This is a genomic window from Thauera sp. SDU_THAU2, from assembly GCF_038260575.1.
GTDB lineage: Bacteria > Pseudomonadota > Gammaproteobacteria > Burkholderiales > Rhodocyclaceae > Thauera.
The window spans coordinates 3,303,694-3,317,538 of record NZ_JBBWUN010000003.1; the positions used below are offsets into that span (position 1 = coordinate 3,303,694).

Annotated in this window: 12 protein-coding genes; 9 read left to right on the forward strand and 3 right to left on the reverse strand. The window is 58.9% G+C overall.

From position 1 onward, the window contains the following. Window positions 1–952 precede the first annotated feature (952 nt). From AAFL97_RS17190 to AAFL97_RS17210, 5 genes are all read left to right on the forward strand, one after another. Window positions 953–2,833, forward strand: a complete 1,881-nt coding sequence (locus tag AAFL97_RS17190; protein ID WP_341645933.1) for a hypothetical protein — start codon at window positions 953–955, stop codon at window positions 2,831–2,833. Next, window positions 2,830–3,327, forward strand: a complete 498-nt coding sequence (locus AAFL97_RS17195; RefSeq protein WP_341645934.1) for a hypothetical protein — start codon at window positions 2,830–2,832, stop codon at window positions 3,325–3,327. The genes AAFL97_RS17190 and AAFL97_RS17195 overlap by 4 nt, the downstream gene beginning before the upstream one ends. 9 nt (window positions 3,328–3,336) lie before the next feature. Continuing rightward, complete coding sequence (locus AAFL97_RS17200) at window positions 3,337–4,164, forward strand: SNF2-related protein (protein WP_341645935.1); 828 nt, start codon at window positions 3,337–3,339, stop codon at window positions 4,162–4,164. Continuing rightward, on the forward strand, window positions 4,146–6,128 hold the full coding sequence (locus AAFL97_RS17205; RefSeq protein ID WP_341645936.1) for a helicase-related protein: 1,983 nt from the start codon (window positions 4,146–4,148) through the stop codon (window positions 6,126–6,128). Before AAFL97_RS17200 ends, AAFL97_RS17205 begins: the two co-directional genes overlap by 19 nt. 267 nt (window positions 6,129–6,395) lie before the next feature. After that, window positions 6,396–7,211: an SDH family Clp fold serine proteinase gene (locus AAFL97_RS17210; protein ID WP_341647189.1), complete on the forward strand. Its 816-nt coding sequence runs from the start codon at window positions 6,396–6,398 to the stop codon at window positions 7,209–7,211. 223 nt (window positions 7,212–7,434) lie between these two features. Here AAFL97_RS17210 and AAFL97_RS17215 read toward each other — a convergent pair whose 3' ends face one another. From AAFL97_RS17215 to AAFL97_RS17225, 3 genes are read right to left on the reverse strand one after another with little or no spacing between them, the layout of a single operon-like run. Beyond that, window positions 7,435–7,893 (reverse strand): lysozyme, encoded by a 459-nt coding sequence (locus AAFL97_RS17215; protein ID WP_341645937.1) that lies wholly within the window; start codon window positions 7,891–7,893, stop codon window positions 7,435–7,437. Then, on the reverse strand, window positions 7,890–8,366 hold the full coding sequence (locus tag AAFL97_RS17220; protein ID WP_341645938.1) for a hypothetical protein: 477 nt from the start codon (window positions 8,364–8,366) through the stop codon (window positions 7,890–7,892). Before AAFL97_RS17220 ends, AAFL97_RS17215 begins: the two co-directional genes overlap by 4 nt. Continuing rightward, window positions 8,363–8,668 carry a DUF6127 family protein gene (locus tag AAFL97_RS17225; protein WP_341645939.1) on the reverse strand — a complete coding sequence of 102 codons (306 nt, stop codon included), beginning with the start codon at window positions 8,666–8,668 and terminating at the stop codon, window positions 8,363–8,365. The genes AAFL97_RS17220 and AAFL97_RS17225 overlap by 4 nt, the downstream gene beginning before the upstream one ends. A gap of 74 nt (window positions 8,669–8,742) precedes the next feature. Here AAFL97_RS17225 and AAFL97_RS17230 point away from each other — a divergent pair, with 74 nt between their 5' ends. The 4 genes from AAFL97_RS17230 (at window position 8,743) to repC (ending at window position 13,785) form a co-directional block, all read left to right on the forward strand. Next, window positions 8,743–10,098, forward strand: coding sequence for an ATP-binding protein (locus AAFL97_RS17230; protein WP_341645940.1), 1,356 nt, complete (start codon window positions 8,743–8,745; stop codon window positions 10,096–10,098). A 190-nt stretch (window positions 10,099–10,288) separates the two neighbouring features. Continuing rightward, window positions 10,289–10,438, forward strand: coding sequence for a hypothetical protein (locus tag AAFL97_RS17235; protein WP_341645941.1), 150 nt, complete (start codon window positions 10,289–10,291; stop codon window positions 10,436–10,438). Between the two features lie 257 nt (window positions 10,439–10,695). Continuing rightward, window positions 10,696–11,550, forward strand: a complete 855-nt coding sequence (locus AAFL97_RS17240; protein ID WP_341645942.1) for an IS630 family transposase — start codon at window positions 10,696–10,698, stop codon at window positions 11,548–11,550. A gap of 1,125 nt (window positions 11,551–12,675) precedes the next feature. Further along, window positions 12,676–13,785 carry a replication protein C, IncQ-type gene (gene repC / locus AAFL97_RS17245; RefSeq protein WP_341645943.1) on the forward strand — a complete coding sequence of 370 codons (1,110 nt, stop codon included), beginning with the start codon at window positions 12,676–12,678 and terminating at the stop codon, window positions 13,783–13,785. Window positions 13,786–13,845 lie beyond the last annotated feature (60 nt).

The window sequence follows — 13,845 nt, forward strand, 5'->3', positions numbered from 1 at the left end:
GTGGCACCACGTTGGTGGAAGGCTCGCGCCTTGGGATGCAGATGGTCGGCAACGACCTCAATCCGGTCGCGTGGTTCGTGGTCAAGCAGGAACTCGCCAATGTCGATTTGGAGCAAGTGAAGAAGCTCCTCGCCGACATCGAGGCCGAGGTCAAGCCACAGATCATGCCCTACTACTACTGCGACGGGCCGGAAGGTGAAAAGGGAACGTGGACGCACCTGCCGACCAAAAAGGTGATGCCCGCCGATTTCGACCCGCTCACCATTCCGCGCGAGCAGCGTAAGGATTACAGGTACGAAGGCCCGGAGATCATTTACACCTTCTGGGCCAAGCACGGTCCCTGTCAGGTGACGGGCTGCGGCCATCGCACGCCGATCATGACAAGCCCCGTGATGGCGGTGAAGACACTCACCGTCAAGCATTGGGAACATACCTGCGGCAAGTGTGGGGAAGCCTTCGACGTGGAGGAAGAAGCCGCGCGAATGGCACCCGATGCACCGTTCTACGTCGCACCAAGTGAGCCCGCGTACTCCGTGCTTGACCGCAAGAAGGGCGTGATCTGCCCCCACTGCAGCCACACTGCAATGGTGAACCTCGGCAAGGGCAAGAACAAAAAGGTGGAACTGAGCCTGCTGGTGCATCCGCAATGGCTGGCGGGCGAAGCCAAGCAGGATGCAAACGGGCAACCATACGGCGGTTCGGCGCAGGACGACGTTGCGGCGACCACGCGATGGGATGCGGCACGGGCAGCGAAAATCCGCCTTCTGGAGGTACGCGGGGCGTTGCCGGATGAAGTGATTGACCCAGAATCTGGCGAAACCTTTTCGCCCGTGAAAGGGACTGTACCGAAACGCTCCAACTTTGCCTGCGGGTCCTGTGGGACGGTGCAGGACGTGCTTGCAACGGTGAAGGCTAGTGGCAAAACAGGGGCAATGGCCGCCTACGCCTCACAGTGTTACTCGCCAAAACGCGACGCGATGGGCAAGCCCTACAACGGTCGTTTTTTTCTGCCTTCGATGGCATTCTGCAACGTCAGTACGACGCGGCAGCCAACGAGTGGAACGAGCGCAAAGATACTGACCTGAAGGACTATTGGCCGCGTTCAAGTGTGCCTTTCGGCTTTATGACGGGGATGGCCAATGGCGACATCCGAGAGGGCCACGGCTTTACGCATTGGTGGACGATGTTTAATCCACGGCAGTTGCTTGTTCACACGCAACTTATGAAGGCGATTGTGAATATTGGCAACTATGACTGGGAGGTTCGCGAATATATCCTCGGAGCCTTTCAGAACTATCTTCGTAATCAGAGCATGTTCGCGTTCTGGCATACGAAGCTGGATACGCTCGCCCCTGCTTTATCGAACAGCAACTTCCATCCGAAATCAACGGTTGTTGAAACGGGCGTTTTTTCCCCTCTCGGCTATGGGCCGTGGACTTCAGCAATCAAGCCTCTTTTTAAGGCGATTGAGTGGAAGGAGTCCCCTTGGGAGTTGGCTAGGCTCGACAAGGAAATTGATGTTCAGAGCGGGAAAGTCGGTAATACAGAAAAGATCCCGTGTACTGATCCACCTCTTGGTCGGCAAGAAATCTATTGCGGATCGTCGACAGAACTAAATCAAGTTTCTGACGGTTCAATCGATCTGGTCATCACCGATCCTCCCTTCGGCGGCCTGCTGCATTACTCGGAGCTATCCGACTTTTTCTACGTCTGGCTGCGCCTAGCGCTGAAGGACAAGTACCCCGACTACTTCACCGCCGACTACACACCCAAGTCTCTTGAGGCGGTCGCCAACCGTGCACGTGAGCCTGAAGACCCCGACGGCTTCTACCAGCGCCTGCTCACGCAGTGCTGGCGCGAGGCACATCGTGCTCTGAAGCCCAGCGGCATCCTGGCCTTCACCTTCCACCACAGCGAGGACGAGCCGTGGGTGGCGGTGCTGGAATCGCTGTTCAATGCGGGTTACTACCTTGAGGCCACTTACCCCATCCGCTCGGACGAAACCAAGGGCGAAGGCGAGTTCGGCTCCAAGACCATCGAGTACGACATCATCCACGTCTGCCGTAAGCGCACCGAAGAACCGAAGCCCGTGAGCTGGGGCCGGATGCGCCGCGAGGTGATGGCCGATGTACGCCAGTTGCAGGCGATGCTTGAAAACCACGCCAAGGAAGGTCTGCCCGCCGCGGACATCCAGGTGATCCGGCGCGGCAAGGCGCTGGAGTATTTCTCGCGTCACTACGGCAAGGTCTACGTGGATGAAGGCCGCACCATCTCCGTGCGCGATGCGCTGGTGGGCATCAACCAGCTCATCGACGAAGACGCCGACAAGGGAAAGGAAGCGCCGCCGGTCAACGCCGAGCCGATCACGCGCCAGTTCCTGCGCACCTTCGGCAGCGCGCCCGAGCTGAAGCGAGACCAGTTGCAGAAGTTCCTCAAGGGCTCGATCACGACGCCGGACGAGTTCGTGCAGCGGGGCTGGTGCTCGGAGAAGAACAAGGTGTTCACCCGCACCAATCCGCTGGAGTTCGCACGCGAGTGGTCGGGTAAACATCGCCGCAATCTCAAGTCGGATCTGGATCAAGCACTGGTGCTGATCGGCGCTTGCTTCGACGGTAGTGGCATCAATGCCTCGGACACGCTGAAGAACGAGAACTTCAAGCCGCACGTGGCGCTGAAACCGCTGCTGGAATGGCTGCATCGCAACGGCCCGGATCAGACCTCCCGCAACGCAGCCTCGCGTGCGGTGTCCATCTACAACGCATGGCACGCGAGCCAGACACCCCAGCCCGCGCAGGGTTCCTTGTTCGATGACGATGGGGAGTACGAACAATGAGACAACTGCGCGACCCGGTCTGGCAGGTGCGAGGCACCAGTTGGGTGTGGGATGAAGAGGCCCGCAACCAGATCTGCGCAGCCAGCGAGGTGTGGAGCCTGCGCCAGTTTCTCCGTGCGAAAGCAAATTGGCCGGACGATCTGCCCAGCAATGGCGGCAGGACGCTGGTGGTGGCCGGGCTGGATGGCAGCCTCGATCTGCTGACGCCGGGCGATGCCGAAGCGTGGCTGGGCGATGCGATCAAGCCCGCCATCCTGTCGTTTCAAGATGAGTGGGGAAGCGATGGCGCGCTGGTGTTCTGGCTGCCCGGCGGCCAAAACCGTGTCAGAGCGCACCCAGCCACTGATGAGGTGGGTTGGCTGTGTCACGCACCTCACGGGCACCAGATCGACCTCGGTCGCATCCTGTGGGGCCAAGCTAACGAGTACCCGCAGGAAATCCTGCTACGTGAGGGTGCCAAGCCCGCTGGCCTGTTCCACCTGCGGATTACCTGAGGGCGACGCGTGACGGCAGAGATTCAGTTCCAACCCGGCGAGCGCATCACCCACCACGAGTACGGCCAAGGTGTTGTTCTTGACCCAGCGCGCGATGGTTACCTGCGTGCCTTCTTCGGCGTGGGCGAGCGCCGGGTGCCGGTTGGATCGCTGCGGCGCGAACTCACGCGCACCGAGCGCATCCTGCGCGCCGTCGATGGTGGCGCGGAGCGGTCGCGCAAGGCGTGGCTGTCCTACGAGGCACACGCGCTGCCGGTGATGGAAAGCGCCTCGGCGCTGACTTCAGCCAAGATCGACCTGCTGCCGCATCAGGTGGTGCTGACCCACCGCATCGCCACCGCATCACCCCGGCGCTACCTGATCGCCGACGAGGTGGGCTTGGGCAAGACCATCGAAACCGCGCTGATCCTGCGCGAGCTGGCCAGCCGGGGCGAATTGACCCGTGCCCTGATGGTGGTGCCTGCGGGCCTCGTGAACAACTGGCACCGCGAGCTGAACGAGGTGTTCAACCTCGACTTCGAGGTGTTCGGCTCCGAAGGCGACATCACCGACCGCAAGACCAATGCCTTCGCCAAGCACGACCGGCTGATCGCCAGCATCGACACACTGAAGCGCCCGGCGCGCATCAAGCGCCTGCTGGATGCGCCGCGCTGGGATCTGGTGGTGTTCGATGAAGCGCATCACCTCACGGCCTACAAGACCGGCGGCAAGGTGCGCAAGACCGAGAACTACAAGCTGGCGGAGGCGCTGAAGGATCACCCCGCGACCTCGTGCTGCTGTCGGCTACGCCACACCAGGGCAATCACTTCCAGTTCTGGATGCTGGCGCAACTGCTGAACCCGACGCTGTTCCGCAGCCCCGAGGAGATGTTGGAGGAGCGGCACCGCCTCAACACGGTCATGTTCCGCCGCACCAAGGCAGACGCCTGTCAGCCCGATGGCTCGCCGCTGTTCGCGCGGCGCTGGGTTCACACCGAATCCTTCGTGATGAACCAGGCCGAGCGGCTGTTCTACGAGAAGCTGCGCGAGTACCTGGAGGACGGCTTCGACCTCGCGCGCCGACAAGGCAACCAGGGGCGTGCGCTGGGCTTCCTGATGGCCATTTTCCAGAAGATCGCGGCATCGAGCTTTGCTGCCGTGCGCCGCACGCTCAAGCGCCGCCTGCTGATACTGACGCTGCACGAGGCGTTACTGCGCGACAAGGAACTGGACATTGAAGGTCGTGAGCGCCTGACCGAGGAGGCGCGCGAACTGATTCACGGGGAATTCGGACTGCCGCGCGACAGCATCGGGCGCAGTGAGGTGGATCGTGTGCTTGCCGATCTGAAGTACCGGCTGGTTAAGAAGCTGGACGAAGAGGCGCTGGAGATGGCCTCCGACCCTTACGCCAGCGAATATTCGTCCTCGCACGCGGAAGAAGCCGCGTCGGCGGTGGTGGATCTGCATCTGCCGGAGGAGCGTCTGCGCATCGGCGACCTGCTGCGGGTGTTCCCGGCAGAGCGCGAAACCAAGATGCAAAAGCTGCTCGACGGCTTGGGCACGCTGTGGCGTCAGAACGCCAACGAGAAGATCGTGATCTTCGCCACCTACCTCGGCACGGTGGACATGATCGCCCGCGAAATCGAGCAGACCTTCCCCGGTCAGGGGGTTGCCGTGCTACGGGGTGGCGACCACGGCGCGAAGGTGGCGGCGGAGCGGCGCTTCCGCCTGAAAGATGGCCCGCGCGTGCTGGTGTGCACGGCGGCGGGGCGTGAAGGCATCAACCTGCAGTTCGCGCGCGTCCTGTTCAATTTCGACCTGCCGTGGAATCCGATGGATATGGAGCAGCGCATCGGGCGCATCCATCGCTACGGCCAGAGCCATACCGCGCAGGTCTACAACCTCGTGCTTTCGGACACCATCGAAGGCCGCATCTTCCTGCTGCTCGACGAGAAGCTGACCGAGATCGCGCGCACGGTCGGCAAGGTGGATGAGCAGGGCAATGTGGCCGAAGACCTGCGCGCGCAGATTCTGGGCCAGTTGTCGGAACGCTTGAACTACGACCGGCTGTATCAGGAGGCGCTGTCCGACCCGGAGCTGAAGCGCACGCAGGTGGAGCTGGAGGCGGCGCTCTCGAACTCCCGCGAGGCGCGGCAGGTGGTATTCGACCTGTTCCAAGACCTCGACGGATTCAGCCTCGACGACTACAAGCCCTTCTCGGACGTGTCGTCCAGTCTGGATCGGTTGGTGCGCTTCCTCTCGGCGGCGGTCGTGGATCGCCAACAGAGGCTGATCAAGGTGGACGATGCGACCTACGACCTCGTCACCGCCGAAGGCACGCACCGCGCCCGCTTCACACTGAGCCGCGAAGCCGCGACCAATCAGGACGATCTGCAGCTGATGGGCTTGGATCACCCCTTGGTGCAGGACGAGTTGGGCCGCTGGCGCAGCGTGCCGCCGGAGGAAGTCGGCATCGCAGTGTCCGGCGACGTCGACGAGCCGGTGCTGCTGTCGCTGTGGATGGTTGAAGCATCAGCTGGCAAGGGCGAGCGCCGCGTGGTGGTGCAGCCCATCGCCGTCAAGCAGGACGGCACGCGCGTTCCAGCGGTCGAGCGCCTGTGCGAGAAGTTCCTCCAAGCACCGCCTGCCACACCGATGTTCCGGCCTGAGCAGCGGAGCGACCTGTTCACCCATGCCGTTGAGCCGACCCTGCAGCGAGAACTGAAGCACAAGGGGGCCGCGAATGGCGATGGCAGCTATTCGGCGGAGCTGATCGGGTACATCGAAATTTTGCGAGATGAAACTGGTACAAGCGCCTCATAGCGTTGGTACTATGTACAGCTCAGTACTGATCTGTGTTTCGCAGATGCCAAGAAACAAAATGAAGGGATAGTCCGGTGTCGAGCTATAAGTCAAGAAAAGCAACGCTGAAAGCCATTGCGGAAAGCAGAGAATCTGCGGTTATCTCATATGTAACCGGGGATAGGCGGCAGCTGGAAACCCAAATCTCACCCGAGATCATAGATCTATTTGTTGAGCATCTCGACGACATCGGCCCAACGAAAAAGATATCGCTACTTCTTCATACGAATGGAGGGGATACGGCCGCTGCTTGGCGTCTTGTGGAACTTGCTTCATACATTCTGTGACGAACTCGAAGTGATAATTACCGCGAAGGCTTTAAGTGCTGGAACGTTGATTTCGCTCGGGGCAAATAAGATTGTTATGACGAAGCAAGCAGCTCTCGGCCCGATTGACCCAAGCATTAATCACCCTCTCAATCCGTTGATACCCAATGCGCCTCATGTGAAGGCCCCAGTTAGCGTGGAGGCGATCAGAGGCTATTTGGATGCAGCAACGGAGCTTGGCATCAAGGATGCATCCAGCCTCACTCAAATCCTTGTTGACCTATCAAATAAAGTTCACCCACTCGTCCTTGGTCAAATATTCCGATCTCGGGAGCAAATTAGATTTTTGGCCAAGAAGCTCCTGAAGCGTCAAGTTGAAGACGAACAAAAGACCAGAGAAATCATTGATTTTCTTTGCGCTGAGTCCGGGAGCCATGACTACACTATCAATCGAAGAGAGGCGCGCGATCTTGGTCTGAATATCGAGAATCCGTCTGACGGGCTTTATGGCCTATTGAGGAAGCTGCATCTCAGCTATGTGGATGAGCTTAAGCTGTTGGAGCCATACGACCCATACAGTCTGCTGGGCGCAAACCAGACTACTGACTATGCACTTCCGCGAGCGGCCATCGAAAGCGTCAAGACGGGTAGTCACAAGTTTCTATCGGAAGGCACACTGACCAAAACGGTCACCCAGCAAGTTGGGCCAGCTGGGCCTTTCATGCAAGACATGATCAATGACAATCGAAAATTCGAAGGCTGGAGAAAGACATCATGAACTACTTTCAACCCACTGCAGATGCTCGCGGATTTTTTCAATCCAATTCGTCAGCGGGTAACGCTTCGCTCACCAGCACGGCTGTTTCCGGAAATTTGAGTGATCTAATGAGAAATGCCACCGTGGTTCGGGTGAACATTCCTAGCCCGCGCAAGCCCACTACCTGCGCAGAGCCTAGGCAAGGCACCAGCACAAACGCAGCCGAAGGCTAAGAAATAATCGCTCAGGAGAGGAATGCTGCCTCTGCCGCGCGTCTAGCGACCAACCCAGGCAGCATTCTTCCTCCGCCATAGACCCACCGGCGCAACGCCTGACTGGCCGCAACCCAATCTAGCTGGTTAACCCGTCGCCGCAGCGTCGAAGTCTGCAAGCGCCCCGCCCCGAGGTTGAACGTGAAGTCCACGATAGCCGCTAGTCGCCCCTCCGGTTCGGTTACCAGCACCGGGCAGTAGCGCAGCGTCGCCGCCAATGCCGTCTGCAGATCGCGCGCCAGATAGACCTCGGCTTCCGTCTCGGTGATCGGCTGGTGTTTGGAATCGCAGAGATGGCCGTACCCAATCGTCCAGAAACCAGCCGGGCAGATGTAGGGAATGGCGGTGATCTCGATTCCGCGCTTCACCTTGCGCTCGAATCCCTCAAAGCGCTTGGCCAGCTCGATGGCCGCCTGAGGCACCTCGATCACGGCCGCACCCGGTCAAACACGCGCCCGAGGAACCAGAAGTTCAGCACCCCAGCCCACAACGCCTGATCGGCTTCCGTCCAGGCGTGCAGGACAGCAGTGCCCCAGCCAGCGCCAGCTGTCACGGCGGCGGCGAACGCTGCCGTCTTCGCAGCGCAGTAGAGCGCCATGAACCAGTAGGTGATGACGGGGCGCACGCTGATCGACAAGGCATCAGACCAGCGCACGCCGGAGCGTTGCCCTTGGGCGGCGACGGCCTCGCGTAGCGTCTGGATGGCCCCTACGTTCCACGCCGCCTCTGCACCTGCGCCAATTTCTGCCATCCGCTGCGCACCCCGCAGCTTCTCAAATTCCAGCGCCTTGTCCTGCATCGCCAGTTCATGGCCACGCTCTCCCTTCCGGTCGAGCCACTTCAGGACTTCAGGAGCCAGACGAAAGGCTCCACCGAGGAGACCTCCAAGCAGGGTTTCGATCATTGCACGCCTCCCATCAGCTTCAACTTGATGGCGGCCCCCACCAGCAGCGCGGCCAGGATGCCGGTGGTCACGACCTTGATGGTGGTCTGCCAAGCCGTTCGGCGGGCATCGCGCCACGCCTCCAGCAGATCGCGCAGTTCGCGGATGTCCTTCGCGGCGCTGCCGTTCTCCAGCCCGAGATGGGCAAGACAACGCTCGGCTCCGCGTTCGGCGGCACGGTCCAGCAGTTCGTCGAAGTCCTCGCGGCGCAAAAGGAGCATGTTCTCGACGAGCGCAGGCTGTTGTTGTTCGGGTTCGGTCATTGCGGTCTCCAGAAACGCGAAACCCGCGGGGGAAACTCTGCCGCATCGCCCTGCGCCTGGATGCCTTAGGCAACGTGGAGGATATAGAACATCTCGATATCGCCCTTCACACAGAGGATTGCGATCCGGGCATCCACGGCACGGTAATCACTCTGAGCGATCTGCATCAAGGGTTGGCTTATCCCGACCCAAATCGCTTGCGTCAGGTCCTGTTGCAGGACTACGGAAGGCACGACGACTTCGCAGTGATCGTGGATGAGAAGAGGCTCGATGTTGATGACGTGCAAGGGAGCTACTCGGAACACCAGACGACGCTGCCTGACGTTGGTGATGTCAAACTGCGTCTATCGATCTTCGACGGCAAAGCGGGCTTGCGCCAGCCGGGAGTCACGCTTCGCGTCGGTGGAAAAGCGGTCGGCTCGCACAGCTTCTTTGGTCTGGAGGGGCACAAGTATTTTCCGCCGAAGCTGTTGAAGAAGATGTACGGTGAAGTGGATGCGGACGGACTGCTCGACCATGTCACCGCCGGATGGGATTCACTGGTAGAGAACAGCGAAAAACTGAAGGCGGTGGAAGCCTTCGTTCAGCCGATCCTCATTTCAGCGGCGAAAGAGAAGTACGGCATGGAGCTCCAGCTCGCGCAAGCGCGAATGCAGAAGGCCATTCAGCAACGCTTGGCAAGCTTGCCAGAACACAAGCGGAGTTTCGCCGACAAGTCGATCAAGAAGATTCTCGAACGCTACTACGACGAGCCGCCGAACAAGATTGAACCAATCGTCGGCGTGTTGCTGGATGCACTGGAGCGATCCGACTACCGCATCCTGCTGGAACACATAGCCGATGCATCGCAGGGTGACGTGGCGACTATTGCAGATCGCTTGAACGACTTCGGGTTGGCTGAAATGGCGTTTCTTGTCGCGCAAGCAGCTGCGCGACAGACATTTCTCGACCAACTGGAGGAATTGGCGCGCGATCCCGCTACGACCGAAGCGGCGATGCACAAATCGCTGGAGTTGAGTCTGTGGGTGTTCGGGCCAGAATATTCACTCTTTAGCTCCAACATAACCTTGAAGAGGCAGATTGAGGATGCCCTCAACACGACATACAAAGGGAAAAACGCCGACAAGCGTCCGGACTTGCTGCTGAACGAGAATCTCAGTGGCGAATATCTGCTGATCGAGTTTAAGCGCCCCGACCACAGTTTGAATTACGATGACTACAAGCAAGCCATTGAGTATCGGCACGATTTCTCCAAGCACATCACCTCGCCGATTCGGGTGATTCTGATTGGAGGCCGCCTATCACCTGATTTTCCCAAAGAAAATCGAGAACCAAACGTGGACGCTCGAATCTTCAGTCAAGTGATTGCTTCTGCGCGACGACAAGTCGAATGGTTGCTGCGCATTGACAGCAGCGAGGTCACTTCGTAGTCATTTGCATCTCCCTGACCCGCGCGTGCAACACCCTCAATTGCTCGGCGTTCTCGTGGCAGGTCTGATAGTTGGCGGCACGGTTCCGGCGACGGCAGAGAGCGAAATGCCAGCGGCGGAAGCATCAGCATCTCTGGCGGACTCGGACAGTTCACGCAACGGACTCACGTGATCCATTTCGGCCGCTACCGTGCGCTCGTTCCGTGGCTGTCTGAAGAAGCTGGGCGAGAGCATGCAGGTTCTGAAGGACCTCGACCTCTTGCGTTACGCCGAGGTGTTCCACCAGAACACACTGAGGTACGTTGGCAGGCTGCGCACGGTGCAGTGCTTCTGCAACTGAACCTGCTGGTCGGCGAAAAAGGGCTGACGACTTGCCAGAACCGGTACCAGTGGTCAGGACATAGCTCTCGCCGCTCTGCGCGAATCCGATAGCCACTTTTTGGTGTTTGATCAGGGTGAGCGACACACCTGCGCTCACTGCTGACTTGCCCGCACGGAAAATGCGTCCGCACTCCAGGTGGAGGCCAGGGCTGCCGCGGCTACGCACTGTGGCTAATTCGGCCCGAAGCTCAACAGTGACCGAAGGGGCCGCCACCTGTGAAAGAGTCCAAGGTTCGCTCAACATTTGTGCAAGCTGCCGTTGACTCAAGCCCGCGCTCGACCCTGTGGTTAACCAGAACGCGTTTCATCGCCTCGAACCCCGCTCAACTGCAGCTCGAGTTTGCACTGTGGAATCGTCGCGCGGTCATGCTCGCGATCAAGTCGCTCTTTGGCATCGACATGCCCATTCGCACCGACGGTGAGTATCTTCGGCGGTGGTGCCTCACGCCGCAGCGGCCGGTCAAGCGCGCGCTCGAGCGGGACCCGGCCCGGCTCAAGGCCTGGCTCGAGGACAAGTATCCGAACATCGTTGCGCGCGCCAAGACTGAGGATGCCGAGATCTACTGGGGGGACGAGACCGCCATTCGCCAGGACTCGCACTGGGTGCACGGCTACTCGATGGCGGGGCTGACGCCTAAGCTTGGACTGCCGGCTGGTCGCCATGGATCGACGTCGATGATCTCGGCGAGCACCAACCAAGGCTTGGTGCGCTTCTCGTTCTTCGAGGGCGCCATCGATGCCGAACGCTTCATCGCGTTCTTGGAGGACTTGATTCAGGATGCACAGCGTAAGCTGTTCCTGATCGTCGGCAACCTGCGTGTGCACCGCGCCAACCGTGTCCGCGAGTGGCTGCCGAAAACACCGAGAAACACCGAGAAGATCAAGCTGTTTTACCTGCCGCCGTACGCGCCGGAACTCAACCCCGACGAGCATCTGAACCGGGATCTGAAGACGACGATACGCTCCGGGCCGAGTGACAAAACCCGCCGCCGCACTTCTCGAGAAGGCGCGCGCCTGTATGGAGCGCACCGCTGGGATGCCGGATCGAGTGCGGTCGTATTTGAGCCATGAGCACGTCCGGTACGCTCAGTAACTTAGCTAGTTGATTGCCGGGGTAGTAGCTTTTGCCATGATTCGGTGACCTTTCAGATGCGCCAAGACCGCAAGGGACGGTGTGCCTACCGACGCCCAGATGCGGACGCAGACAGTGATACCTCTCGACCTTGAGTCGTCACGCCCCTAGCACCAGCGACGAAAGCGCCAGAATCGCCAGGTCCGCTTACGCGGCCGTCAGCTCTGCAGAACAGGAACGTATCCAGTCCAGGCGGGTAGGCTAACGACCTTGGCAATGACGCGCCAAAGGCGCGTACGCGCAACGCCGCGCTGATTTATACGGCGGGCGAGGAAGATTTTTCGTTGGTAGAATGCTCGCCGGAACGAAAAGCGTCATTAACCCTTTCGTCATTTCTTTGCCCTGAGCTCCACCAGAGACATCAGATAAAACAAGGGCGTTACGAGGGAACGCATAACCAACCGATGGCGCAGCAAGCAGCCAGACTCTCGACCCTGGCAATAAAGCGCCGCAGGCGCACAAACATCGAGTCCATATTTATCAAAAGTCTTTTTTTGCGCCATCGATATCGCAAAATCGTGCATTGCCACCGGTGCTACAGCACAACAAGGACAGATCGAAAACCTGTCTTTGTAGGATTGAATCCAGTTCTCTGTATCCCAGGATCAGTCGGATTAGACTGTAGGCTACAAAAGAGAGAGTGTCGCGTTGACAGGTTCGGGCCTATCCGTTCTTTGAAGCAATTAGCGTCACAACTACCCGGATAGGCCAATGCTGAGCAGAAAACGAGGTGCGCCGAGCCTTTACTGGCGGCCGGCGTGTCGCCGGTCGTAGATGAAGAGAGATCTAGAGAAGCATAGATTCCTCTCTTCTAGATGTTTCATACGGCGGCGGCTTACCGGAAAATTCGCAAAGTATCACACGGCGTTTTTCGCCCCTCAGATCCAGGGTAACGTCTTTTCTTCCGTCATGCCTCGTGTTTCATGCCGATAGCCGTTTTGATAGTTCCGCTAACCCTAAAACCTCCTTCCGCTATCCCCTAAGCGTTCTTCCGACGACAAGCTACTCCGCTTAGTGACATCATCATCGCCAGCTATACTAGCTACCGCTGACGGATAAGTAAGATGCCCCTAGAACTAACACCACTTCCGACGAACACCCCAAACCGCATCGAGCTCGACGCTGTTCCGTTTGCAAAACATGACCCTATCCTGTGCTTACTCCCAGGCATGTTTCGCGTGCTCGACGAGAAGTCTCGCAAAGACATCAACATCCCTCTGGCGCTGGCTGCAACACACGGTCCGCTGACTGTTGAACTAAGCAACCCTTACCTTCTGAACGGCAACGACCTATCAGTCCTGCAAGCGATTGTCGCACTCGCGACGAGTGGTAATACACTCGACCCTGCTCGCCCCGAACTACTGACAAGTCATGAGCAAGTGCTGATAGACAATTTACTGGCACCTGACAGCTCCCAAGGTAAGCAACAGCCGATGAGGGAGAAAGTGCTGCACTTGCAATTCAGCGTTTCAGCACTTCTGGAGCTCATCGGCTGGCCTGCATGCGGGGAGAATCGCGCCCTTGTACAGGACTGCCTGAAGCGCTTAGCTACGTGCGTCCTGTCCATTTTCCCAACAGACGAGCCCCAAAAAATACAGTGTTTCAGGCTGATTTCTGTACTCAGCATACGCGGCGAGTCTGCGCGCTGGAACCGAACACATGCAGCACTGAATCCGAGGCTCTCGGAAATCATCTCAGACGAGACGTCAAGACATACGCGGATTGGCCTGAACGAGACTCGAAAACTTGGCAAGAACCAGGCGGCCAGAATACTTCATCAGCGGTTGTGCGCGTGGATCAATGAGGGAACTACGCGACCCGTAACCTACGAGACTTTGGTCGGCTACTTGTACCCCACAGACGCTGAAGGAGCAGCCCTTGCAGCGCAGCTTGCGGCGGCACACCCGAAGCTCGCGAAGCAGTCGGAAAAGAAGACGAAAGTATTGCAGCTACGCGAGATGCAGTCTGCGATGAATGTACTGGCAACCCTCCCTGGCTGGTCAGTCCACCTCGCCAGCGACGCACCGTTCGTTCCTGACCCGATCATGACGGATTACGAGCAAAGCCGGGCTGAGCAGAAGCACAATAAATCGTGCAGCGCCGCACGTCGCGCAGCTGCCATAGATGTAATGAAGACTGTCATCCACGTGCGGCGGGGTCGCTGTTCATATTGAGCCCGCCTTGACTCATGAAGCTTTAGCGGCCCATCATTTTTTCTCGTACTTACAACAGGT